The organism is Erwinia sp. B116, from assembly GCF_002865965.1.
Lineage (GTDB): Bacteria > Pseudomonadota > Gammaproteobacteria > Enterobacterales > Enterobacteriaceae > Erwinia.
Genome location: NZ_JRZZ01000014.1, coordinates 79431 through 103011, shown reverse-complemented (window position 1 = coordinate 103011; position 23581 = coordinate 79431). Strand labels below are relative to the sequence as shown.

At 60.1% G+C, this 23581-nt stretch carries 21 protein-coding genes; 8 read left to right on the top strand and 13 right to left on the bottom strand.

Annotation, left to right across the window (positions count from 1 at the left end; translation table 11 throughout):
- Nucleotides 1-510, bottom strand: a 510-nt coding sequence (gene fecI, locus NV64_RS12120) for a ferric citrate uptake sigma factor FecI (protein WP_101506005.1), incomplete at its 3' end; no start/stop codon positions are given.
- A gap of 105 nt (nucleotides 511-615) precedes the next feature.
- Nucleotides 616-1635 carry a LacI family DNA-binding transcriptional regulator gene (locus NV64_RS12115; protein WP_056231589.1) on the bottom strand — a complete coding sequence of 340 codons (1020 nt, stop codon included), beginning with the start codon at nucleotides 1633-1635 and terminating at the stop codon, nucleotides 616-618.
- A gap of 390 nt (nucleotides 1636-2025) precedes the next feature.
- Between NV64_RS12115 and NV64_RS12110 the strand changes: the two genes are divergently transcribed.
- From NV64_RS12110 to NV64_RS12085, 6 genes are all read left to right on the top strand, one after another.
- Complete coding sequence (locus NV64_RS12110; RefSeq protein ID WP_056231587.1) at nucleotides 2026-2346, top strand: PTS sugar transporter subunit IIB; 321 nt, start codon at nucleotides 2026-2028, stop codon at nucleotides 2344-2346.
- Nucleotides 2346-3671 (top strand): PTS sugar transporter subunit IIC, encoded by a 1326-nt coding sequence (locus NV64_RS12105; protein WP_056231584.1) that lies wholly within the window; start codon nucleotides 2346-2348, stop codon nucleotides 3669-3671. The genes NV64_RS12110 and NV64_RS12105 overlap by 1 nt, the downstream gene beginning before the upstream one ends.
- Nucleotides 3672-3674: 3 nt before the next feature.
- Nucleotides 3675-3998 carry a PTS lactose/cellobiose transporter subunit IIA gene (locus tag NV64_RS12100; protein WP_056231582.1) on the top strand — a complete coding sequence of 108 codons (324 nt, stop codon included), beginning with the start codon at nucleotides 3675-3677 and terminating at the stop codon, nucleotides 3996-3998.
- An 82-nt stretch (nucleotides 3999-4080) separates the two neighbouring features.
- The gene (locus NV64_RS12095) at nucleotides 4081-5505 is read left to right on the top strand and encodes a glycoside hydrolase family 1 protein (protein ID WP_101506004.1); all 1425 of its coding nucleotides are present in this window, start codon (nucleotides 4081-4083) and stop codon (nucleotides 5503-5505) included.
- 164 nt (nucleotides 5506-5669) lie between these two features.
- Nucleotides 5670-7109 (top strand): 6-phospho-beta-glucosidase, encoded by a 1440-nt coding sequence (locus tag NV64_RS12090; protein ID WP_101506003.1) that lies wholly within the window; start codon nucleotides 5670-5672, stop codon nucleotides 7107-7109.
- 241 nt (nucleotides 7110-7350) lie between these two features.
- Nucleotides 7351-8166 carry an arylamine N-acetyltransferase gene (locus tag NV64_RS12085; RefSeq protein WP_101506002.1) on the top strand — a complete coding sequence of 272 codons (816 nt, stop codon included), beginning with the start codon at nucleotides 7351-7353 and terminating at the stop codon, nucleotides 8164-8166.
- Between the two features lie 447 nt (nucleotides 8167-8613).
- Here the strand turns inward: NV64_RS12085 and NV64_RS23425 are convergent, their stop codons facing one another.
- The 6 genes from NV64_RS23425 to NV64_RS12050 all read right to left on the bottom strand — a co-directional run bounded on the left by NV64_RS23425 (nucleotide 8614) and on the right by NV64_RS12050 (nucleotide 14205).
- Nucleotides 8614-9111: a PBECR2 nuclease fold domain-containing protein gene (locus NV64_RS23425; protein WP_158239893.1), complete on the bottom strand. Its 498-nt coding sequence runs from the start codon at nucleotides 9109-9111 to the stop codon at nucleotides 8614-8616.
- 134 nt (nucleotides 9112-9245) lie between these two features.
- Nucleotides 9246-10142, bottom strand: coding sequence for a MurR/RpiR family transcriptional regulator (locus tag NV64_RS12070; RefSeq protein ID WP_056231570.1), 897 nt, complete (start codon nucleotides 10140-10142; stop codon nucleotides 9246-9248).
- A complete protein-coding gene (locus NV64_RS12065) occupies nucleotides 10139-11272 on the bottom strand; it encodes an ABC transporter substrate-binding protein (protein WP_233208977.1) in 1134 nt (377 codons plus the stop codon). Before NV64_RS12065 ends, NV64_RS12070 begins: the two co-directional genes overlap by 4 nt.
- Nucleotides 11273-11288: 16 nt before the next feature.
- Nucleotides 11289-12341: an iron ABC transporter permease gene (locus tag NV64_RS12060; protein ID WP_056231569.1), complete on the bottom strand. Its 1053-nt coding sequence runs from the start codon at nucleotides 12339-12341 to the stop codon at nucleotides 11289-11291.
- Nucleotides 12338-13363 (bottom strand): iron ABC transporter permease, encoded by a 1026-nt coding sequence (locus NV64_RS12055; RefSeq protein ID WP_101506001.1) that lies wholly within the window; start codon nucleotides 13361-13363, stop codon nucleotides 12338-12340. Before NV64_RS12055 ends, NV64_RS12060 begins: the two co-directional genes overlap by 4 nt.
- On the bottom strand, nucleotides 13360-14205 hold the full coding sequence (locus tag NV64_RS12050; RefSeq protein ID WP_056231565.1) for an ABC transporter ATP-binding protein: 846 nt from the start codon (nucleotides 14203-14205) through the stop codon (nucleotides 13360-13362). Before NV64_RS12050 ends, NV64_RS12055 begins: the two co-directional genes overlap by 4 nt.
- Before the next feature lie 447 nt (nucleotides 14206-14652).
- Between NV64_RS12050 and NV64_RS12045 the strand changes: the two genes are divergently transcribed.
- Both NV64_RS12045 and ftnA read left to right on the top strand, forming a co-directional pair.
- Entirely contained in the window at nucleotides 14653-17001 is a 2349-nt protein-coding gene (locus tag NV64_RS12045; protein WP_233208976.1) for a TonB-dependent siderophore receptor, read from the top strand.
- Between the two features lie 1152 nt (nucleotides 17002-18153).
- Nucleotides 18154-18666, top strand: a complete 513-nt coding sequence (gene ftnA, locus NV64_RS12040) for a non-heme ferritin (protein WP_056231562.1) — start codon at nucleotides 18154-18156, stop codon at nucleotides 18664-18666.
- A 112-nt stretch (nucleotides 18667-18778) separates the two neighbouring features.
- Here the strand turns inward: ftnA and NV64_RS12035 are convergent, their stop codons facing one another.
- The 5 genes from NV64_RS12035 to NV64_RS12015 form a co-directional block, all read right to left on the bottom strand.
- Nucleotides 18779-19906, bottom strand: coding sequence for an ABC transporter substrate-binding protein (locus NV64_RS12035; RefSeq protein ID WP_056231559.1), 1128 nt, complete (start codon nucleotides 19904-19906; stop codon nucleotides 18779-18781).
- Nucleotides 19907-20081: 175 nt separating this feature from the next.
- On the bottom strand, nucleotides 20082-20576 hold the full coding sequence (locus NV64_RS12030; protein ID WP_056231556.1) for a GNAT family N-acetyltransferase: 495 nt from the start codon (nucleotides 20574-20576) through the stop codon (nucleotides 20082-20084).
- 11 nt (nucleotides 20577-20587) lie between these two features.
- Nucleotides 20588-21025, bottom strand: a complete 438-nt coding sequence (locus NV64_RS12025) for an SRPBCC family protein (RefSeq protein ID WP_056231553.1) — start codon at nucleotides 21023-21025, stop codon at nucleotides 20588-20590.
- A gap of 160 nt (nucleotides 21026-21185) precedes the next feature.
- On the bottom strand, nucleotides 21186-22445 hold the full coding sequence (locus NV64_RS12020) for a phosphatase PAP2 family protein (RefSeq protein ID WP_101506000.1): 1260 nt from the start codon (nucleotides 22443-22445) through the stop codon (nucleotides 21186-21188).
- Nucleotides 22446-22567: 122 nt separating this feature from the next.
- On the bottom strand, nucleotides 22568-23581 hold a 1014-nt coding region (locus tag NV64_RS12015; protein ID WP_146005483.1), incomplete at its 5' end, for an iron ABC transporter permease.

Genomic DNA, 23581 nt, shown 5'->3' with positions numbered 1-23581 from the left:
ACCCAGTCGGAACAGCAGGCAGTGCTCGGTGGCCTTCGCCATATACTTTTTCACCGAGCTGACCGAAACCTGCATCCGTTCGGCGATCTGCGGGTAGGTCAGTCCTTCCAGCTGCGACAGCAGAAACGCCTGGCGCACCTTTTCACCCAGCCCGTCGAGCATGGTGTCAATCTGCTGCAGGGTCTCCAGCAGGCCGTGCTGCAGCTCCGGCGAGGGCATATGCGCTTCCGGCAGTTGCTCCAGCAGGTCCAGCCACGCGCGCTCCAGCGCGTTGCGCCGGAAAAAATCGACCATCACCCGGCGGGCGATAGTGACGAGGAACGACTTTGGCTGACGAACGGACAGCGCGTTGCCGCCGCTCAGCACGCGGAGAAAGGTATCCTGCGCCAGATCGTCGGCGTCAGCCATCGACCCTAACCGCTGCGCCAGCCAGCGCTGCAGCCAGCGGTGATGCGACTGATAGAGATCGGCGAAAGGGTCGGCAACGGCCGGATTTACTGGTGTTGGCATACAATAAGACACAACCCGGGTTAAAATTTACCCGGGCAGGATAGTTGATAATGGTTATCATTTCAATCGACAGCTAACGCCGTCGACAGGCCCGCACGCCTGCGCTCAACCGCCGTGGTACGGCCCAGGTACTACCGAATCCCGCACCACCAGCTGACCGCTGAACTGCGGTACCACCACGGCGGGCTGGTCATCAAGCAGCTCCAGCAGTTTGACAAAGGTATGCCTGATCATCTCGCCTACCGGCACGTGAACGGTGGTCAGCGGCGGCACAAAGAAGGCCGCCATGGGAATATCATCGAAGCTCAGCAACGAGATATCCTCGGGAATGCGCTTGCCGGCGGCGTAAAACGCCCGCGCCGCGCCGATGGCCATATCATCGTTACTCGCCACCAGGGCGGTAAAGGTAACTTCCCGCGACAGCAGCTGTAGCCCGGCCTCGTAGCCGGTTTGCGGCGTCCAGGCTCCGTGGGCAATGCGACGCTCGTCCCAGGCAATATGATGCGACCGCAGCGCCCGCCGGTATCCCTCAAGGCGGCTGATACCGGTGGGGGAATCGGCCGCACCGGCAATAAACGCAATATCACGGTGCCCCTGGCTGAACAGATAATTGACGGCGTCAAAGGTATTCTGTTCGTGGCAGGCAAACACGCAGCGTTCGGGGTATTTCTCCAGCCGGCGGTTAACCACAATAATCGGCTTGCTGGTTTGTTCGATAATCTCATCCAGCTCGCGCGTGGTGAGAAAGCGCGGGTAGATAATCACCGCATCGCAGCGCAAATCGAGCAGAAACTCAATCGCCTGGCGCTCCTCACGGGCGTTGTGCTTGCCGTCGGCCAGCAGCAGCTGGCGGCCATGCTGTTCGGTGACGGTGGCCGCCTGGAATAACAGCTCGCTAAAATAGGGGCCGTTATACAGGGTGTTGGTTACCACCAGGCCAATATTATTGGATTTATTGGTTGCCAGATTCCTCGCCAGTAAATTAGGCCGGTAACCGGTCTCTTCTACCGCTTTAAATACCTTATCCTGGGTGGTTTTACTGACATAACTATTGCCTGCTAATACCCGGGACACCGTCGCTTTTGACACGCCCGCTTTATTTGCCACATCCAGCATGGTAACCATAAATATATCCTGCGATGTAAATTCTTGCCGCTATAATAACCCGATTTTAAATCGTGGAACATTGCTGATAAGACGATTATAAAAAACTATACACATTAACAAGTTACAACTAAACCTTGCTACAAATCACACTTTTTCGACTCTGCCTGGCATGCCAGCAACACCCTTATACCTTACGCCATTATTTTAAAAAATAATTTAAACCGCTCGTTAACCGCTGCTTAACCTGCTTCTGATATAGAAGTTAACCCTGCCAATTACACTGTTTTTTTGTGGTCATCAACGGCGTTTGCGATCCGAATCACAAATCGTTACACTGAATCTGAAACCGGTTGCAGAAACAGGGTTCTTTCCGCTATCAATTAAGAAAAACCAGACCGGAGAACAGCCATGAATAAAATTTTACTCTGTTGTGCTGCAGGTATGTCCACCAGCATGGTGGTCCAGCGGATGGAAAAGGCCGCAAAAGAGAAGAACATCGACGTGGAGATCAACGCGGTAGGACTCGACGAATTCAACGAGCAGATCGGCCATTACGACTGCTGCCTGCTGGGCCCGCAGATCAAGTACAAGCTGGCGGACTTTAAGCCGCTGGCGGATGAGCTGAACAAGCCGATCGCGGTGATCAACACCATGGATTACGGCATGATGAACGGCGACAAGATCCTCACCGAAGCGCTGGCGATGATCAACAACGGCAGGGCCGCGTGATGAGCCGCTTCAGCGAGACCCTGTTTGGGGTGATCGAAAACCGCATCAGTCCGATCGCGGCGCGGTTATCAGGCCAGCGCCACGTGGTGGCAATCAAGGACGGCTTTATCTCCTCGATGCCGTTCCTGATCGTCGGATCCTTTATGCTGCTGTTTGCGCACCCGCCGTTTGGCGCCGACAGCCAGTGGGCGTTCGCCCGGTGGTGGCTGGGTATGGTGGAACGCCACTCAACGCAGATCATGATGCCCTACAACATGACCATGGGCATTATGGCGGTCTACATCTGCGCCGCCATCGCCTATAACCTTGCCATCAGCTACAGGATGAACGGCTTTATGGCCGCCTGCCTGTCGCTGATGTCATTCCTGCTGGTCGCCGCGCCGCAGAGCAACGGCGCGCTGCCGGTGGGATCGCTGGGCGGCGAAGGGATCTTTACCGCGATTATCGTCAGCCTGTATGCCACCGAGCTGATGCACTTCCTGCAGAAGCACAATATTGGCTTTAAGCTGCCCGAACAGGTGCCGCCGAAAATCCGCCAGTCGTTTGACCTGCTGATCCCGATCATGGCGATCTTCATTACCCTGTTCCCGCTCAGCCTGTGGGTGCAGGATCAGTTCGGCATGCTGCTGCCGCAGGCGATTATGGCGATCTTCAAGCCGATCATCTCCGCCTCTGACTCGCTGCCCGCCGTGCTGATCGCCGTACTGCTGTGCCATCTGCTGTGGTTCGCCGGTATTCACGGTGCGGTGATCGTCGGCGGTATTCTGCAGGCATTCTGGCTGACCAACCTCGGCATTAACCAGCAGGAACTCAACGCCGGCCAGCCGATTACCCAGGTGTTTATCGAGCCGTTCTGGCAGTTCTTTATCGTGGTCGGCGGCTCCGGTGCCACCATGGGGCTGGTGTTCCTCTACCTGCGCAGCCGTTCGGCGCACCTGCGTTCGATTGGCAAGCTGGGGCTGGTGCCGAGCATGTTCAACATCAACGAGCCGATTATCTTTGGTTCACCGATCGTCATGAACCCGCTGCTGTTTATCCCGTTTATCACCGCGCCACTGGTGAACGCCACCATTGCCTGGATCGCCACCCGCACCGACATGGTCAATCACGTGGTGTCGTTAGCGCCGTGGACCACCCCCGGCCCGATCGGTGCCGCCTGGTCAACCGGCTGGGACTTCCGCGCGGTGATTCTGGTCGGCGTGCTGATCGCTGTCTCAACGCTGATTTACTACCCGTTCTTTAAAATGTACGAACGCCAGCTGCTGGAGCAGGAACAGCCTGCACCCGCGAAAGAAGATGGCGACCTGAAAGCCGTGGAGGGCTGAAGCATGGATATGGAAACCACCGTAATGGAGCTGATTATTCACGCCGGTGAAGCGCGCTCCTGCTCGATGCAGGCGCTGCGTGCCGCCCGCGGCTATGACTGGCAGGAGGCGGACGCGCAGCTGACCGCCGCCTCGGTCGCCGCCAAAGCGGCCCATAAGATTCAGACCGCGCTGATCGGGGCTGATGAAGGGGTCGGCAAGATCCCCGTCAACCTGATACTGGTTCATGCACAGGATCATCTGATGAACGCCATGCTGTGCCGCGAGCTGGCAGAAGAGATCATCCTTCTGCATCGCGAGGTGCAGGCGCTGAAGCAGGCGCAGTAATCCACGCGGGGCGAGCGTATCGCCCCGAACTGAATCCGCGCTGGCAGGAAACGGCCAGCCACCACCAAGCAAGGAGTTAATGATGCAATACGGCAAGTTAGCGCCCTTCCCGGACGGTTTTTTATGGGGAGCCTCCACCTCGGCCTACCAGGTTGAGGGGGCATCAACCCTGGACGGTAAAGGCCCCTCGGTCATCGACAAGGCCAGCTTTGACCCGCGCCTGACCGATTTCACCGTCACCAGCGATCACTACCACCGCTTCGCTGAGGATGTGGCACTGTTCGCTGAGCTGGGCCTGAAAACCTACCGCCTTTCGATCTCCTGGAGCCGCCTGTTCCCTGAAGGTACCGGCGAGCTGAACGCCAGAGGCGTAGAGTTTTATCAGAAACTGCTGACTGCGCTGACCGATCGCGGCATCGAGCCGCTGGTCACGCTCTACCACTTTGACCTGCCGTGGGCGCTGCAGGAAAAAGGCGGCTGGTCCGATCCGGCCACCATCGACGCCTTCGAACACTTTGCCCGCACCTGCTTTGAACTGTACGGCGACCGGGTCAGGTACTGGCTGACCATCAACGAACAGAACATCATGATCCTCAAAGGTGACGTCATCGGCACGCTGCCTGCCGGCACCAAAGATCCGCACAAAACCCTGTATCAGCAGAACCACCATATGATGCTGGCGCAGGCGCGGGCGATGATCGCCTGCCACCAGATGCTGCCCGCGGCGAAAATCGGCCCGGCGCCGAATATCTCCTGTGTCTACCCGGCCAGCTGCAAACCCGCCGACGTGCTGGCGGCAAACAACTTTACCTCGATCCGCAACTGGCTGTATCTCGACCTCGCCTGCCACGGCCGCTACAACACCGTGGCCTGGCGCTTTATGCAGGAGAAAGGCTGGCTGCCGACCATCACCGACGCCGAGATGGCGCTGCTGAAGCAGGCTAAGCCGGACTTTATCGCCTTTAACTACTATGCGTCGGCCACCGTGGCCGCTGAAGTGAGTGAAGGAGAAGGCGACCAGCGGCCCGATCAGCAGATGGCCGGTATTGATGCCAGCGTCTACGTCGGCACCAATAACCCGAACCTGAAGAAAAACCAGTTTAACTGGTACGTCGATCCGGTCGGCTTCCGCATCACCGCCCGCGAGATCTACGATCGCTATCACCTGCCGCTGATCGTCACCGAAAACGGTCTCGGCGCTTACGATGAGCTGGAAGCAGGGAATAAGGTCTATGACGACTACCGCATCGCCTACCTCAGCGACCATCTGCAGCAGCTGCAGCTGGCGATCAGCGACGGCGTAGAGATCTTCGGCTACTGCCCGTGGTCGGCGATCGACCTGGTCAGCACCCATCAGGGGATCAGCAAGCGCTACGGCTTTATCTACGTCAACCGCGACGAGCACGATCTGAAGGATCTGGCGCGCTACCGCAAGAAAAGCTTCAGCTGGTACCAACGAGCGATCGCCACCAACGGCGCGGACCTGAACAAAGAGATCGAATACTGATGCACCGGGGCTTAACCGCCCCGCTACTTACGCTGGCGGAACGCCGTTACTGTCCGCTCTGAGACCTTCAGCCCGGCACCGGCGGCAACGCCAGCGATGTCACGGCAATTTTTGCCGTATTGACGACGTTGTTAATCTCACCAGTCAGAATAAAGGAAAGGGTTATGTCACAGCAGTTACCAAAAGATTTTCTGTGGGGCGGCGCGGTTGCGGCGCATCAGGTTGAAGGCGGCTGGAACGAAGGCGGCAAAGGGCCGAGCATCGTTGACGTGCTCTCCGGCGGCGCGCACGGCGTGGATCGGGTGATCACCGACGGCATCGACCCGGCGCACCACTACCCCAACCACCTGGCGGTGGATTTCTACCATCGCTATAAAGAAGATATCGCGCTGTTCGCCGAGATGGGCTTTAAGTGCTTCCGTACCTCGATTAACTGGACGCGCATCTTCCCGAACGGCGACGAACAGCAGCCGAATGAAGCGGGCCTGCAGTTCTACGACGATCTGTTCGACGAGCTGCTGAAGTACAACATTGAACCGGTGATCACCCTCTCCCACTTCGAGATGCCGCAGCACCTGGTAAAAGAGTACGGCGGCTGGCTGAACCGTAAAGTGGTCGACTTCTTTGTGCGCTACAGCGAGGTGGTACTGAAACGCTACCAGCACAAGGTGAAGTACTGGATGACCTTTAACGAGATCAACAACCAGCGTAACTGGCGCTACCCGCTGTTCGGCTACTGCAACTCAGGCGTGATCTTCAACGACCACGAGAAGCCGGAGCAGGCGATGTACCAGGTGCTGCACCACCAGTTCGTGGCCAGCGCCCAGGTGGTCAAACTCGGCCATCAGATCAACCCGAACCTGCAGATCGGCTGTATGCTGGCGATCGTGCCGCTCTACCCGTGGTCGTGCCACCCGGACGACGTGATGTTTGCCCAGGAGTCGATGCGCGAACGTTACCTGTTCGGCGACGTGCACCTGCGCGGCTACTACCCGTCCTACATCCTGAAAGAGTGGCAGCGCAAGGGCTACAACATTGAGATGCAGCCGGGCGATGAGCAGGCGCTGCGCGAGGGCTGCGCCGACTACCTCGGCTTCAGCTACTACATGAGTAATGCGGTGCAGTACTCGGCGAAGGACAGCGACGGCGGCCGCCATATCGAAGGCTTCCTCGGCAGCCGGCCAAACCCACACGTTAAAGCCTCCGACTGGGGCTGGCAGATTGACCCGGTGGGCCTGCGCTATACGCTGAACGCCTTCTATGAGCGCTACCAGAAGCCGATGTTTATCGTTGAAAACGGCTTTGGTGCCTACGATACGGTCGAAGCCGACGGCCAGATCAACGACGACTACCGCATCGCCTACCTGCAGGCACACATCGAGCAGATGAAGATCGCGGTGCTGGAAGATGGCGTCGACCTGATGGGCTACACGCCGTGGGGCTGCCTGGACTGCGTCTCCTTCACCACCGGCCAGTACAACAAACGCTACGGCTTTATCCACGTGGATAAAAACGACGACGGCAGCGGCACGATGGCCCGTTCGAAGAAGAAAAGCTTCGACTGGTATCAGCGGGTGATCGCCAGCAACGGCGCGGAGCTGTAAGCCGTTTACCCGCCCTGCGCCGGTCACGTTCTGGCGCAGATTAACTGAAAAGACAGCCGCATCCTGCGGCTGTCTTTTTTGCATTGATGCTGTCCGGTGCTGCTCACCGGAGAGCGACGCGGCCGCAGGGCCAACAGAAATTCAGGCGTTTACGATTGTCCCCCAGCCGCGAACGGGTTAATTAGTGGAACCGTACATAAAAACAGCAACCCCTAACCCTTAGCCCAAAGGAGCATGCAGAATGCGCATCAGTCAACCCGCCGTGCCCACGGCCCTGCGCGAAAAGGTGCTGGAGAAACTGGGTATGACTCACTACCCGGCTGCAGATCGCCCGGGTCTTTACGCTCTGTACCAGGTCTGTAGCCGCCATATTCCCTACGATAATCTGCGCCGACGCATCCAGCTTGCCGCACGGCCGGCGGAGCTGTCGCCGCTGATTGCACCCGAGCGTTTTTTTCGCGACTGGCTGAGCGACGGCGTAGGTGGCACCTGCTGGGAGTTTCAGGCCGCGCTGCACGCTCTGCTCAGCGACTGCGGTTTTACCCTGCGCTACGCGATGTCGACGGTACAGATGCCGGGGCAGGAAGGATCGCTCTATTATCACGGCACGCTGATTGCCGACGTGGACGACCAGCCGCTGATTTTTGACCCGCCGCTGATGCTCGGTGAGCCGCTGCCGTTAAAACCTCACTCGCTGGACCATCCGCTGTGGCAAAGCGGCGTGCATTTTAGCGACGGCAGCTGGTGCATCACCTGGCGACCGCTGGGCCGTCCGCCGGTCGACTGCCGCCTGTACCACCTGAACGCCTCCGCCGAGGAGGTGCTGGACCAGCGTGAAACCCTGCGCCACCTCGACTACAGCCACTTTTTCGCCTCAACGCTGATTCGCGCGCTGCATACCGACTCGATTAGCGGCATTGTTAAAGGCGAGTATATCGTGCGCCACGCGGACGGCCATGAAACCCGTCGCCCGCTATCCCACAGCCAGCAGCAGCGGCTGCTCACCGAAGAGTTCGGCATCAGCGAACGGCTGGCGGTGCAGGTGCCGGCGGGGTAAGAGGCGTTCGGCAAACCTGCACGCATCCTCCTGCCACTCTTCTCTACTGCCGGTAACGCTGCCGGACAGCCCCTGAAGATTACCGGCTCACTGACTGAGGCCCGATGCTGTAAATCGGCAGTATCAGGCCAGATGCCGCTGCACAAGCCGCAGGGTGCGCCGCCGGATCACGCCGCTGACCGGGCGGATGACTGCCCAGTAGCAGGCGAAACGAGCTTTAAGCCGGGGGGTTGGACAGTGAACAAAAAGAGCGGCTGGAATTGACAGTAGCATTGTTTCACGTAGGATCTGAACTGAGCGAGAAGCTAACTGCATTAGGGTGCAATAGTTAGTGGAAGAACCCCACAGTATCCCTAAATTCTGTGTCAGGGTGAAACCTCAACACCTTAGCCTGGAGGTGTAAAACATACAGGCATTAAAAAACCGCCTTCTGAACACGGCGGTTTTTTAATGCCTTTTATACAGCAGATGCCCCTGTCGGTGCTTGTTAAGGCTTTTAGCGCTGGTGTGAAAAAAATTCCACAACACTCTCCCATCCCAGGGAGCAACGACAGCGAGCATTTGTTGCTTCTGCTGATATGTTCCGATGAACATATACCTTGCCATCTCATCGTCATACAAGGTTTCCCAAATCTCAAAGGGATGCGCTAACGTATCCAAAGCGAGCAAAACATAACGCTCACGGGCATCCAGCCTCTTTTCCACGATATGCCTCAGGTTGCTTCTGGCAATATTCATGCTGCCAATTGGCGTACTTTTAGAGACAGCCTGCATGCTGGGATCAACAAAACCCATGTGGAACTCGAGTAATTCGACGGCCCCTCCGACACTATTCGCAGCCTGGATTTCAGGTAGGGGATCCCGGCGATTTTCACTGATAAGTTCCCTGAGGTCGGGCAGCATCAGCTCTTTAAAGGTGGGCAAATGACTGATGGCTCTGGCCATGAGTACCTTTTCTTTGACCAGTAAATTCCGAATGATTAGATGAGCTTGTCCCTCATCGTGAGCACCAAACAGCTTGCCAGTCAGAGAAACAGACCGTTATGCCAATCATGCGTATATTCAACCCGCGCGACATCTCACCCCTTTTTCCCCGCCGATTTCCCAATTGAGCGGTGCAGATCCTGGATGCGCTTCATCGACTTCATGGTTTTCTGCGGTGCGCCGGAGGCCACCGACATCACCAGCATTTCCAGGCACAGCAGCACCGTGCCGTGCAGCGGCACCTTGCCGTTTTCACCGCCGCGCGGCACGGCGATCACCGTGTGCGCCTCGCGGCTGAAGCGCGAGTCCGGGGCGTTGGTCAGCAGGATCGCCGGAATGCCCAGCCGTCGCGCTTCGGCCAGGGTGGTCAGCCCTTCGCGGTGCGCTGATTTCTGCCCCATCATGATCAGCACGTCACCGCGTTGCAGGTAGAGCAGCTGCTCGGCCAGCAGAATACCGGTGCGGTTAAGCGAAAAGGCCGGCGTGCCGATGCGGGTAAACAGCCGCGCCGTATAGTCCGCGAGGACGCCGGAAGCCCCGATGCCAAACACCGCCACCTGGCGCGCCTCGGCCAGCAGCGCCACCGCCTGCGCCATCGCCGCGCGGTTGCGCGGTTCGCTTAGCGCTTCGCAGGCGCGCAGGTGCCCTTCCACTACGAACTCAATGCTGGCATTGACGTCGCTGGCCAGCGCGCCGAGGGTGGTATCCATCTTTTCCGCCGAGTTGACCGCCGGGCCCAGCCAGCGCTCGATGGTCTGTTTCAGGTCACGCAGCCCGGCAAAGCCGAGCGTCTGAATGGCGCGGATCACCGTGGCGTCCGAACACCGGGTGGCCGCCGCAATCTCCATCGCGGTGTGCTCCAGCACCACCTCACGATGCTCATTGATGTAGCTGACCACCGCGTACAGGCGCGGCGTCAGCAGGTGCGCGCGGGCGCGAAAGCGTTCGCCAAACAGATCGACGCGGCGGCGTGAGGCGTGCGGCAGGCTCATGGTTCCCCCTGCCTTTCCGGCAGCGTGCGGCCGGACAGATGGGACTGCACCTGGGCCACCAGCAGCCCCAGCGCGGCAAACGAGTTGGAAATCACCTCATCGCGCGACAGCAGGACGTAATGCCCCTGGCGGCAGGCCTGCAGGAACTCGCAGAAGCCCGGCATCACCCGGTTCATATCGGCAATTTCGTCCGCCGGCTTACCGCCGGTATCCGCCCGCCAGGTGTCAAACACAAAGTCGGCGTCCAGCTCCGGCAGCTGCTCGGCGCTGACGTCGATGCGGCCGCCGTCGGGGATCGCATCAACCAGCGGCGGGAAGCGGAAGCCGGCGTCGCGCAGCACCCGCCCCAGCGAATGGTAGCTGTGGTGCACGGTAATCTTGCCGTTGTTGGCCTGGATCACCGACACGGTCATCTTTTGCGTGTCCACCACGTGGCGCAGCTGCTTAATCTGCTCCTGATAGCGGCGTTCAAGGATCGCCAGCCGCGCCCGGGTGTCGGTCAGTTCCGCCAGCTTCGCGTAGATGCGCGGCGCACCGCCGAGCAGGTGATCGATGCTGACCGTCGGTGCGATCTTCTCCAGCTGTTCGATCGGCGTGTTGCGCCCCGGTTCGGTGATGATCAGGTCGGGTCTGGCCGCCGCCACTGCCTCAATATCGATATCGGCGGTGCCGATAAAGCGGATCGGCGAGTTATCAAAATCAACGCCGGTCAGTAATCCGCTGGAGCGCAAAAAATGGCTGCCGTCCGGACGGGTGCGGCCGTGGCTGGCCACCGGCATCACCCCCAGCTCAATCAGCGGAATGGTGATATCCAGATCGTGCAGCGACACGATGCGCAGCGGATGCAGCGGCACCTGCACCGTGCGGCCCAGATCGTCGGTAAAGGCGCGGGTGGCCTGGCCCGGGGCGCGGTCAGCCCGCGCCGCGCCGGCATCGGTAGCGGGGGCAGAAGCGGCCTGAGCTGGTGTTTTGCCCGCTGATTCGCCCGCAGCAGAGGCTGGCGCGTTGGCCGCTGGTACGTTCGCAGCCGCAGAGGCATCCACACCGGGTGCTGTGGTCTGCGCAGCAACTGCCGCCGTGGCGATCGTGGTAGCGCCGCTCAGCAGCAGCGCGGTTAACAGAGTTCGCATAGGGTTCCTTATCACATCAGAGTGCGTCACGGCGACGCCAGAGCAGCAGCAGGAAAAAGGGCGCGCCGATCAGCGCCATCACAATACCGGCCGGGATTTGTAACGGCGCAAACGCCAGCCGCCCGACGCTGTCGGCCAGCAGCACCAGCAGCGCCCCGATCAGCGCGCTGCCGCACAGCAGCGCCACCTGGCCACCGCGCAGCAGCAGACGGGCGATATGCGGGGCGATCAGCCCGACAAAACCCAGGCTGCCGACGCAGGAGACGCTGGCGGCAGTGAGCAGCACCGGGGCAGTAAAGCGCACCCACGCCAGCCGGCGCAGCCGCACGCCCAGCCCGCTGGCCGTACTATCGCCGAGCAGCGCCACATCGGCCGCGCGGGCGGTGAAAAACAGGATCGCCGCCGCCGGCAGCGCCCAGCCGGCGGCCAGCCCCAGCAGTGGCCAGGTGGCCGCGTGCAGGCTGCCCGCCAGCCACATCAGCGCGGTCTGCACGTCACGCACGTCGGCGGTGGTGATAAACACCCCGGTGGCGGCGGCAAACAGCCACGAGACGCCAATGCCGATCAGGATAAAGCGCGGCCGCGAGATATCCCGCGCCAGCGCCACCACCAGCAGCGCCACCAGCAGCCCGCCGGCCATCCCCGCCAGCGGCCGCCACAGCAGGCTGGCGGCCGGAAACAGCAGCACCAGCGTCAGCACCACCGCGCTGGTGCCCTCCTTAACGCCGATCAGTCCCGGGTCGGCCAGCCCGTTACGGGCGATCGACTGCATCGCCGCCCCGGCCATGCCCAGCATCGCGCCACACAGCAGCGCCATCAGCAGGCGCGGCAGGCGGATGTCCCACACAATATAGTGCTGCTCTGCGGCCAGCGACTGCGGATAAAACAGCGCCCGGCCGATGGCGGAGGCGGGCACCGGCAGCGATCCCTGGGTCAGGCTGGCCGCCAGCAGCATCAGCGCCAGCCCGGCCAGCCCTGCGCCCGCCAGCAGCAGACGCGGGCGCAGCAGCAGGCTGTAGCGGCCCAGCCGCAGGTGACGGAACCCGGCCCGACGTTCAGAGGCGATCATTTAAAAGTCCTTGCGGCGATCAGGATAAACACCGGCGCGCCCACCAGCGCGGTCATAATCCCGGTGGCCAGCTCCTGCGGGGCCAGCAGCGTGCGTGCGGCGATATCCGCCAGCAGCAGCAGCAGCGCCCCGGCCAGCGCCGAGAGGGGCAGCACCACGCGCAGATCGTTGCCCACCGCACGCCGCACCAGCTGCGGCACCACCAGGCCGATAAAGCCCACCGGCCCGGCCAGCGATACTGCGGCACCGCACAGCAGCGCGGCGGCCAGCAGCGCGATAAAACGGGTGCGCGCCACCGGTACCCCCAGGCCACTGGCGGCGCGATCGCCCAGTGCCAGCATATTCAGCCGCGGGGCGATCGCCAGCGCCAGCAGCACGCCGGTCAGCGCAGGGATAGCGGCCGCAGCGGCGGCGGGCCAGCGCTGGCCGGCGAGGTCGCCCGCCAGCCAGGTGCGCATCGCCAGCAGCGTCTGCTCATCGAGGATCAGCACCGCCGCGGCGATCGCCGAGGCAAAGGCCGACAGCGCCACTCCGCACAGCGTGACCTTGAGCGGCGTCAGCCCGCTGCGCCCGGCGGAGGCCAGCAGCATCACCAGCGCAAACAGCGCACCGCCCCCGGCGGCGGCCACCAGCGGCCGCAGGCCGAACAGCCCGCTGCCGCTGAGACCGAGCGCGCTGCTCAGCACCACCGCCAGCGCCGCCCCGGCGTTCAGCCCCAGCAGGTGCGGTTCACCCAGCGGATTGCGCACCACCGCCTGCAGCAGCACGCCGGCCACGCCGAGCGCCGCGCCGGTCAACAGCGCGGCCACCAGCCGCAGCAGGCGCAGATCGACGATGACCCGATGGTCAAAGTTACGCGGCTGATAGTCGAACAGCGCCTGCAGCACCGTCGCGGGGCCGATGCTGCGGGCACCGATGCCGAGATGGAAAACCACCGCCAGCAGCAACAGGCCGAGCAGGCTCAGGGTGCTCAGCGCCGCGCGCGCCCGGCGGCGCAGCTGCGCCGTCTGCAGCGGGTTCATCCGGCGCTACCCTGGCGCTGCGGGAACGGAATAAAGAACGGTTTCTGCGTCAGCGGGTTGACCGCCGTCTGCACCTGCACGTCAAACACCGCCTCAATCAGTTCGGCACTGCAGGTCTCACCTTCGGCCACCACGGCATGCAGCCGCCCGGCTTTCAGAAACACCAGCCGATCGGCATAGTTAACCGCAAAGTTCATATCGTGCAGCACCACCACCACCGTGCGGCCATGCTCACGGGTCAGCGTCTGCAACAGTTCGAGGATCTCCACCTGATAGCGCAGATCGAGGTACGTGGTCGGTTCATCAAGCAGGATGGTATCGGTCTGCTGCGCCAGCGCCATGGCAATCCAGCAGCGCTGGCGCTGCCCGCCGGAGAGACTCTCGACCGGCAGGTGCGCCAGCGCGTCGGTGTCGGTCAGGCGCAGCGCCTCGGCCACCGCCTGCTGGTCGGCGTCCGACCACTGGCGCATAAAGCCCTGCCACGGATAGCGCCCACGGGAGACCAGCTCAAACACCGTCAGCCCGTCCGGCAGCAGCGGCGTCTGCGGCAGCATGCCGAGCCGGCGGGCGATCTCACGGGTCGGCTGCTGATGAATGGCTTTACCGTCCAGCCGCACGCTGCCGCCCAGCGGCAGCAGCATGCGCGCGATGGTGCTCAGCAGGGTGGACTTGCCACAGCCGTTGGCCCCGGCCAGCACGGTCATTTTCCCCTGCGGAATGGTCAGGCTGACGCCATCCACCACCACCTGGCGGCCATAGCCGACGGACAGGCGATCGATAACGATCCCCTGCTCTGACGGCAGCGCCGCGTGACCTGCTCCGTTTTCCTGCCGTTGTAACATGACCCGCTCCTGCACCGGCTTCGGCCATTAGCTCAGCCTGACCGCCCGCACATTAAATAAAAATAACTCTCATTCGTCTTCACGATCATGCGGAGTTAACATGTAGTAGTCAAGCGGCGTATTGTTTTACTACATCGCGATTATTTCGATGAAAAAAACCCTAAAAAAGCAAAGGAATTAACCTTATTAAATATATAAAAATCATAATGTTAAATGAAAAATATTAATTTTAAACCCGGGTTATTTCGCGACGTAGTCAACCGCTAAAATTTTTGCGTATTTTACGTTTACTACTACATAGCTACATGTTTGAATGATTCTCAATTACATGTCTGGCGGCACCCGTCGCGTTAACGGACAGAGCAGCGGCCACGCCGCTAACCGGGCAATGATGACTTTAGCTCTGCCTCTGCGGGCAGGATCGGACAGTTTGCGGGAATCAAAATAATGACAGAGTTAACATCTGCTATTTCGGGGAAAAAAGGGCGTGCGCTGTTTTCAGCGCTGTTTATTGGCGCACTAAGCGTGCCGGCTGCAGGTGCAGCACAGACTGCGGATGCGGCGGCCATCCTCAATGCCAGTAATGCCAGTAATGCCAGGACAAGCATCAACACTACCAGCAACGCCAGCAATACCGGTGACACCAGCAGCAAAACCGGCGGCGGCAAGACCAGCGACAGCGATACCGGCAACGCCAACAAAGCCGGCAACAGCAACAGCAACAGCAACAGCAACAGCAACAGCAACAGCAGCAGTGAAACCGGCAGCATCACCGTAACAGGCAAAACCGCTGACGCCAGCCGCACGATGACCAGTGGCTATCAGCCGCTGAATACCAGCACAGCCACGCTGACCACGATGCCGCTGCTCGATGTGCCGCAGGTGGTCAATACCGTCAGCGACCGGGTGATTGCCGACCAGCACGCCACTACGCTTGACGAGGTGTTAAACAACGTCAGCAACGTGGTACAGACCAACACGCTGGGCGGCACCCAGGACGCCTTTGTACGCCGTGGTTTCGGCAGCAACCGCGACGGTTCGGTGCTGACCAACGGCCTGAAAACCGTGCTGCCGCGCAGCTTTAACGCCTCGGTAGAGCGTGTGGAAGTCCTGAAAGGACCGGCCTCAACGCTGTACGGTATTCTCGACCCCGGCGGGCTGATCAACGTGATCACCAAACGCCCGCAGCAGACTTTCAGCGGTTCGATCCAGGGCACCTCGACCAGCTTTGGCGGCGGCAACGGCGCGCTGGACGTCACCGGCCCGATCGCCGGCACCAGCCTGGCCTACCGGCTGATCGGCTCGGTGCAGGATGAGGACTACTGGCGCAACTTCGGCAAGGAGCGCAGCAGCTTCTTCGCGCCGTCGCTGACCTGGTTTGGCGATGACGCCACCATCAACGTTGCTTACTCGCACCGCAACTACAGCACGCCGTTCGATCGCGGCACCATCTTCGATCTGAACACCGGTCACGCGGTCAACGTCAGCCGCGAAACGCGCTTTGATGAGGCATACAACATCACCACCGGCGAATCGCACCTGGCCCAGCTGAACGGCGAATACCGCCTCAACAACCAGTGGACGGCGAAGTTTGACTACAGCTTCAGCCAGGATAAGTACGGCGATAATCAAGCGCGGGTAATGGCCTATGACGCCGCCACCGGCAACCTGACCCGCCGCGTGGATGCCACGCAAAGCTCCACCCAGCAGCAGCACGCCGCACGCTTCGATCTGCAGGGCAACGTGGTGATCGGCGGGCTGTATAACGAGATCCTCACCGGCGTGGCCTACGAGTACTACGACCTGCTGCGCACCGATATGATCCGCTGTAAGAACGTGAAAGATTTCAATATTTACCACCCATCTTACGGCTCCACCGGCAAATGCACCAGCGTCTCCGCCGCCGACAGCGATCAGCGCATCCGCCAGGTGAGCTACTCCGGCTACGTGCAGGACGCGCTGTACCTGACAGATCAGTGGATTGCGGTGGCGGCGATGCGCTACCAGTACTTTACCGAGTTCGCCGGCAAGGGCCGCCCGTTCAATACCAATACCGACAGCAGCGACAGCCAGTGGGTGCCAAAGCTGGGGCTGGTGTATAAAGCGACGCCAAACGTATCGCTGTTTGCCAACGTCTCGCGCTCGTTTATGCCGCAGTATTCGATTGCCAGCTACATCGGCGAGCTACCGCCGGAGACCGCTACCGCCTATGAGGCCGGTGCCAAGTTCGATCTGTTTGATGGCGTGACCGGCAATATCACGCTGTTCAACATCGATAAAAACCACGTGTTGTATAACGACACGGTAAACGGTGAAACGGTGGCAAAAACCGCCGGTAAGGTGCGTTCCCGCGGTGTGGAAGTTGATCTCGCCGGGCGGCTGACCGATAACGTCAATCTGATCGCCAGCTACGGCTATACCGATGCCAAAGTGATGGAAGACCCGGATTACCAGGGCAAGATGCTGCCCAACGTGCCGCGCCACACCGGTTCACTGTTCATGACCTATGACTTCAACAACGTCTGGGACGGCAATACGCTGACCGTCGGTGGTGGCGGCCATGCGGTGAGCCGTCGCTCCGGCAACAACGGCGAGGACTATTCGTTGCAGGGTTACGCGGTAGCGGATGCCTTTGCCGCTTACAAGATCAAGACGCAGTATCCGGTGACGCTGCAGGTGAACGTGAAGAATCTGTTCGACAAGACCTACTACACCTCATCGATCGCCACCAATAACCTCTCTAACCAGATTGGCGACCCGCGCGAGGTACAGTTTACGGTGAAGATGGACTTCTGATCCGCCTGCCCCCTTCCTGGCACCTGCGTTGCTGCTTTAAGGGCATCGCTTTTTGAATTGGTGCCGGGTTCGGACCCCTTCCTGGCACCTGCGTTGCTGCTTTAAGGGCATCGCTTTTCCAATTGGTGCCGGGTTCGGCCGTTGGCGACAGAACGCCGGGACGCCGTTAATTTTTTAAAGCCCCAAAATCCGGGCTTTAAAAAATAATCCATCCATGGAGGCTCGGACGGCGCATCCTTGCGCCGTACGCCCGGCTAACCTGCCCGCCAACGGCCTCCCTGCCAGCAATTGCGTAGCTGTTAAGGACATCGCTTTTCGCCTGGGTACTGAAGTCTAAAAAGTGGTTACTGTCTGGTCTGGTTTGGTTTGATCTGATTTGGTCTCAAAACAGCGACGCAAAAAAATAGCAGGCAATCGGGGTTTATCCGGATAAGCGGACCTTCGGGCACACGGACGTGCCCGGCAGAGCCCAGGGACGTTATTGGCGTGTCCGCGTTCCGGATAAACCCCGATTAGCCAGGCACTGAAACCTGAAGCGACCAACGGCCTCAAAGCAACACCCCGATAAACCAGGCACCGGAACCCGCAGCAACTTCAGACAGCAACACTGAAGCCATAAGGCAATCGGGGTTTATCCGGATAAGCGGACCTTCGGGCACACGGACGTGCCCGGCAGAGCCCAGGGATGTTACTGGCGTGTCCGCGTTCCGGATAAACCCCGATTAGCCAGGCACCGGCACCTGAAGCGACCCGGCCCAAAGCCACTCCCCGATAAGCCCGCCCCTGTCTTCAAAGCGACTATGCCCTTAGCCCTTAGCCCTTAGCCCTTAGCCCTTAGCCCTTAGCCCTTAGCCCTTAGCCCCCTTCTGCTATAATCAGTCATAACTAAACATTATCCTATCGGCAATTAATGCCGGATTTAGTGGAAAAAGAGATAACCAATTCGTAATAAGAATAATTATCAAACCTATTTAAAAAACAGAAAGATTTATATTTAAATAAAAAATTAACCTAACAAAATCAGTTAATTGAAAATTAGTTAAAGAAAAATAGCCTTTGCTATACTTACAGGGTTTTTATTTTAAAAAGATGCGTGCATAATGCGCAGAAATCACCTGTGACCAACAGCCAAAAATAAATTAAGGAGTCATTATGCTGACCAATGAAATGACCGCAAAACTGAACGACCAGCTGAACCTCGAATTCTACTCTGCCAACCTCTACCTGCAGATGAGCGCCTGGTGCACCGATAAAGGCTTTGACGGTGCCGCCGCCTTTATGCGTGAACACTCCCGTGAAGAGATGCAGCATATGCAGCGTCTGTTCGGCTACCTGAGCGACACCGGCGCAATGCCGGTACTGGGCACCATCGACGCCCCACCGGTGACCTTCAACTCGCTGCACGAAGTACTGGACCTGGCCTATCAGCACGAACAGCTGATCACCGGAAAAATTAACGAACTGGCTCATGCTGCCATTACCACCCAGGACTACTCCACCTTCAACTTCCTGCAGTGGTATGTTGCCGAACAGCATGAAGAAGAGAAGCTGTTCAAATCGGTGCTGGATAAACTGGCGCTGGTCGGTAACAGTGGCCAGGCGCTGTTCTTTGTGGACAAAGATCTGAAAGATCTGAGCGCCAATACCCACAGCCACCAGGCGTAATCTCCCGCCCGATCGCTGAAAAAAAACGCCTGATGTGCTGCATCAGGCGTTTTTTTATGGCTGAAAACGGAGAGCGCTGCTGCAGAAAATGCACAGGGCTCCCCTTATACGCTTACTTTGTTGGCTTCAGCGTCACCCAGTATCCCGGCTGATAAGCGATCGGCAGGAACTTCTCGTGGAACTCGCGGAAGGTGGCGTCCGGATCGATATCCTTGAACAGCTCCGGGTGCAGCCATTTGGCGATCGCCTGGATAGCGACAAACTGGTATGGGCTGTCGTAGAACTGGTGCCAGATGGCGTGCGCGTTGCCGTTAGTGGCAACCGGCAGCGTGCTGAAGGCCGGACGGGCCATCAGCGCGGTCAGACGTTGGGTGGCAACGGTCAGATCGGCACCTGGCCCTACGCCCACCCAGCCGCCGGCGGTGTTGTAGTTCTTCCAGTTAGCGCCGGTGACGATCGCAACGTCAGGACGGGCGGCGATAATCTGCTCCGGGTTCAGGGTGCCAAAGGTGCCGGGGATCAGACCCTTTGCGATGTTGATGCCGCCAGCCACTTCCACCATACGGCCAAAGTTTTCGTCGCCAAACGACATGCAGCACTCTTCGGTGTAGCCACCGGCGCGATCGAGCATCACCTTCGGACGCTTGCCGTGGAAATCCTTCAGCCGGTCGGTGACGATGTCGATCTGCTTTTTGCGGAAGGCGATAATCTCTTCCGCCCGCTGCGGTTTGCCCACCAGCTGGCCCATAATGCGGATGCTTTTCTCCGCGTTCTCAAACGGCTTTTCGCGGAAGTCGATAAACACCACCGGAATGCCGAGCTTGTCGAGCTTCTCGGTCAGCTTAGACTCGTCGGTGGCCGCTTTGGACTCCAGGTTCATCAACACCAGGTCCGGCTTCAGGGTCAGCGCCTGTTCCACGTTAAAGGTGCCGTCTTTGGCACCGCCGAAGGTCGGCAGCTTTTTAATCTGCGGATACTTTTTAGCGTAGATCTCATAGCTGTCGAAATCCGCCTTAGGCAGATCGTCGCGCCAGCCGACCACGCGCTGGAACGGCGCGTCGGTATCAAAAGCGGCCAGCAGATAGATCTGCCGCCCTTCGCCGAGGATCACCCGCTTCACTTCGGATTTGATTTCAACCTTACGCCCGCTGACGTCTTCCACCGTAAACGGTGCCGCCAGCAGTGAAGCAGAGGCGCACAGCCCCGCCACCAGAATTAACGCTTTACCCCAGATCGTCATAGCTACCCCACAAGGACAATGATTATTATTCTCAGAAAAATCGTGCCCCGGCATGCTACGTGCAGGTGAAAATGAAAACAATATCGCGGAAGAAATTTCGTCGGGTGACAGTCACCCTGCCGAATGGCAGGGTACCAAAAGCAGCGCGGACGTAAGTCCGCAGCAGGCGTGAAACTCAGAACGATAGCCGGTAAAATTTGCTGTCCACCTTCATTACCGGAAAGCTCTCCGGCAGTGCGCTGACCGCAATCTCGTCAAAACCGTTCTTCTCATAAAAGCGGTGCGCAGCAAGGAATTTCGCCGTGGTGCCCAGGTAAACATCCTGTAGCCGGCGTGCCCGGGCATGCTCCAGCAGCGTATTCAGCAGCGCGGCACCGGTGCCGAACTGACGGCCGCGGTACTCTGCGGCGACAAACATTTTGCGCAGCGCCGCCTGGCGATCGCCAATGTCCTTCAGGCCGATGCAGCCAACAATGACGTCACCGCTGCGCGCTATCCAGAAGCCGCCGTTACCCTGCTGGTAAAAATGCTGCACGTTACGCAGATCCGGCTGCTGATCGGCGGTGATATCAATGCCGAACTCCTGGTTCTGGATGCCAAGGATCAGCGCGATCACCGCCTCCTGATGCTGCGCCTGGTAAGGCTCAATCACTATCGATTCACCGGACATCACCGCCTCCTTTATACGGCCAGCGCACGTTCAACGTGCAGCAGGCAGGTGGCAAATACGTCTTCGCTGACTCCCCGCGCGACCGCGTCAGGGTCTGCGTCACCGGTGACGGTAAAGTCAGCCCACCATTCGGCCAGCGTCTGATTGCTGCCCTGCGGGGTGAGCTTAATCACCGCCACATAATCCTTAACCGGCATTGGCCCTTCAACAATCGCGTAATGCAGCTCAAAGGCGTCGGTGTCCAGTTTCAGCAGCTTTTCCCGCACGATGCCGTCCGGCACCGTCAGCCGACGCACCACGCCCGGCTCGGTGTGGCTGGCACCGTTTTCCAGTTCACTGTGGGAGATGGCCGGGTGGATCGCCGGCAGGCCGTTAAAATCGGCCAGCAGCGACCAGATTACGGCGGGTGCGGCGGCAATGGTGCGGCTGGCGTAAGCAGTATGGGGCATGTTCAGTCCTTAAAAGAGCCTTGAAGGATCATCAATCTAGCACGTTCATATCCTGAGCCGGTTAACCCTTTCAGGCGGCAACAAAAAACCGGTCTCAGGGACCGGTTTTTTTCGCCAGACATTCTCGTTAACGGAAGCGTTGCTGCCTGTACGCCGGATGTTAACGCCCGGCTACGGCCGCGTCATGCAGGTTCAGGCGCTGCCAGAAGCTCTGCTGTGCGTCACCAGAGAGCGGGTAACCGGCTTCCAGCGCGGTGCGCACCATCAGCTGACGACGCTGTGCGGCGCTGAGTGCTGGCAGCGCCGCTTCCAGCAGCACTTCTGCACCTTCCGGCACCACCACCGGCGCGGCTTTCACGCTGGCGCGCGGCAGGTTGTAAGTCATGGTAAAGCGGTAGAAAGTGCGCATCGCCGGGGCCGCGAACGGATCGTCTTTCGTCGCCACCTTCGCGCAGGCCGCCAGCGATGAACCGCACTCTTTCTCCAGCGCCGCACGCAGCTGCTGCTTCGCCTCATCGAACAGCTTGCGGTACGACGGATCGTTAAGGTAATGCGCCACGTTGCGCTGCGCCACCATGCGGGACCCCATCACGTCCAGCGGATAGTGAACGCCGAGCACGATGCGCGAGTAGCCGTAGCGCGCCCCGCGATCGACCAGCGGCACGAAGCGTTCCGGGATCATCTGCGCCAGCAGCAGCGCGTCGGTGTAGCCGGTGTTGGTGTGGCCGCTCGGGAAGGAGCCGCCGTCGGCGGTGTACGGGTGGCCATCTTTCACCACCGCCGTGTCCGGCACCCGATGAATGGTGTTGCCGGCGATCAGGAACGGGCGTTTATTGTCGAAATGCTTTTTCGCCTCACCGGTGCTGACCTCGCTGGCCTTCAGCAGCGCGGCGGCGCGGCCCAGTTCACCCTTGTCGTAGGCGCGAATAAACGCTTCGCCCAGCTTCGGCCCCAGCGCGTCGGCGAGGAAGTAAAGGTAGTTCTGGCCTTCGGCTTCCACCAGCGCCTGGCGGCGGGTGGCGTCAGAAGCGTTGAGGTTGATGCTTTCCACGGTGTCGAGGTTCTGCTTCAGCGTCGCCTGCGGCAGCGCGGTAAAACCGCTCAGCAGCGCAATGCCCGCCTGCTGGTTGGCCTTTTTAGCGAAATCGTAGCCGCTGGCCTTAAGCCAGGCTTTATCCACCTGTTTACCGCCCTGCTTTGCCGACTCCAGCTGGCTGCGCATCACGCTGGCGTAGTCCCCTTTGATGCTGGCGATCAGCGCGTTCTGTGCCGCGCTCTCCAGCGCTACGTAGGGCTGGCTGGTGCTGGCCGGGGTGGTGGTACTGGCGATAGCGGCTGCCTGCGGCAGCGTGGTGCCGGCGGCGTGCGCCAGCGGACCGGCCAGCAGCGCGGCGGTCAGAAGGGTGAGACGAAAGCGCATGTTTTTATCCTTAGAATCATCAGTCGGTTAACCTTGCCGCCAGCAGGTTAACGCCGCAATATGACGCTTTTTTGACAAGTCACATCCGGATACACTCCGGATTTCCCCGTCGCCTGCCCCCTTCACACCTGCCACGGCAGCACGCCGCGGTGCTTACGGCCGAGCAGCGATGCCAGCAGCATCAGCAGCACCACCAGCAGGATCATCAGGCAGCCGACCGCTGCCGCCAGCGTGGATGAGCCACCCTCGTCGAGGAAGACGATGGTCGGGCCGATGGTTTGCGTGGCGGACGTCACCAGCAGGATCGATACCTGGATTTCATTCAGCGCGGTGAGGAACACCAGAATCGCGCCGGCAATCACCGAAGGTGCCACCAGCGGCAGCAGGATATCACGCATGCGGCGCAGGAAACCGGCCCCGGCCAGCTGCGCGGCCTCGTCCAGCGATCGTTCAACGCGGGCAAAGCCGGCCAGCGTCGGCCGCAGCACCAGCGCGAGAAAGTTCGACAGGTAGGCGGCGAGGATAATCCACACCGTACCATACAGGCTGACGTTGAGCAGCGGGATCGGCTTAAGGAAGAACAGCAGTGCGGCGATGCCGGTAACCACGCCGGGCAGCGCGTACGCCAGTTCGCTGGAGAGATGCAGCACCCGCACCAGCCGGGTGCGCCGCCAGCTCAGGTAACAGGCCATAAACAGCGCCATCAGCGTCAGGATCGCCGCCGCCAGCAGCGTCAGCCCGAGGCTGGTCACAAACGCATGGCGCACCGCCGGGTAGTCGAACAGCGCGTTGCGGTAGTTGGCCAGCGTCAGCGACTGCCAGTCAAGCGCCTGGCCAAAGCCCTGGGTCAGCGAGGTGGTCAGCAGCGCTGAAAGCGGCAGCAGCAGGATCAGCGCCATCATCAGCCAGACGGCGATCTCCACCGGCAGGCGCCAGCGCCCCAGCGACTGCTTCAGTCCGTGGGTGCTGCCGTTGACGCGCACGTCGCGCCGCCCGCCGAGCAGGCTGCTGGCGATCATGCCGATCAGCGTAATCGCCGCCAGCAGCAGCGACAGCACCGCCATATCCGGCAGCGCGCCGGGGCCGCTGTTGTTGAGCTGCTGATAGATCAGGGTGATCAGCGTCGGCACCCGCGC

Bases quoted from the DNA above. Each gene is read 5' to 3' on its own strand.
- NV64_RS12115 (WP_056231589.1), bottom strand. From the start codon at position 1,635: ATGGTTACCATGCTGGATGTGGCAAATAAAGCGGGCGTGTCAAAAGCG.
- NV64_RS12110 (WP_056231587.1), top strand. From the start codon at position 2,026: ATGAATAAAATTTTACTCTGTTGTGCTGCAGGTATGTCCACCAGCATG.
- NV64_RS12105 (WP_056231584.1), top strand. From the start codon at position 2,346: ATGAGCCGCTTCAGCGAGACCCTGTTTGGGGTGATCGAAAACCGCATC.
- NV64_RS12100 (WP_056231582.1), top strand. From the start codon at position 3,675: ATGGATATGGAAACCACCGTAATGGAGCTGATTATTCACGCCGGTGAA.
- NV64_RS12095 (WP_101506004.1), top strand. From the start codon at position 4,081: ATGCAATACGGCAAGTTAGCGCCCTTCCCGGACGGTTTTTTATGGGGA.
- NV64_RS12090 (WP_101506003.1), top strand. From the start codon at position 5,670: ATGTCACAGCAGTTACCAAAAGATTTTCTGTGGGGCGGCGCGGTTGCG.
- NV64_RS12085 (WP_101506002.1), top strand. From the start codon at position 7,351: ATGCGCATCAGTCAACCCGCCGTGCCCACGGCCCTGCGCGAAAAGGTG.
- NV64_RS23425 (WP_158239893.1), bottom strand. From the start codon at position 9,111: ATGGCCAGAGCCATCAGTCATTTGCCCACCTTTAAAGAGCTGATGCTG.
- NV64_RS12070 (WP_056231570.1), bottom strand. From the start codon at position 10,142: ATGAGCCTGCCGCACGCCTCACGCCGCCGCGTCGATCTGTTTGGCGAA.
- NV64_RS12065 (WP_233208977.1), bottom strand. From the start codon at position 11,272: ATGCGAACTCTGTTAACCGCGCTGCTGCTGAGCGGCGCTACCACGATC.
- NV64_RS12060 (WP_056231569.1), bottom strand. From the start codon at position 12,341: ATGATCGCCTCTGAACGTCGGGCCGGGTTCCGTCACCTGCGGCTGGGC.
- NV64_RS12055 (WP_101506001.1), bottom strand. From the start codon at position 13,363: ATGAACCCGCTGCAGACGGCGCAGCTGCGCCGCCGGGCGCGCGCGGCG.
- NV64_RS12050 (WP_056231565.1), bottom strand. From the start codon at position 14,205: ATGTTACAACGGCAGGAAAACGGAGCAGGTCACGCGGCGCTGCCGTCA.
- NV64_RS12045 (WP_233208976.1), top strand. From the start codon at position 14,653: ATGACAGAGTTAACATCTGCTATTTCGGGGAAAAAAGGGCGTGCGCTG.
- ftnA (WP_056231562.1), top strand. From the start codon at position 18,154: ATGCTGACCAATGAAATGACCGCAAAACTGAACGACCAGCTGAACCTC.
- NV64_RS12035 (WP_056231559.1), bottom strand. From the start codon at position 19,906: ATGACGATCTGGGGTAAAGCGTTAATTCTGGTGGCGGGGCTGTGCGCC.
- NV64_RS12030 (WP_056231556.1), bottom strand. From the start codon at position 20,576: ATGTCCGGTGAATCGATAGTGATTGAGCCTTACCAGGCGCAGCATCAG.
- NV64_RS12025 (WP_056231553.1), bottom strand. From the start codon at position 21,025: ATGCCCCATACTGCTTACGCCAGCCGCACCATTGCCGCCGCACCCGCC.
- NV64_RS12020 (WP_101506000.1), bottom strand. From the start codon at position 22,445: ATGCGCTTTCGTCTCACCCTTCTGACCGCCGCGCTGCTGGCCGGTCCG.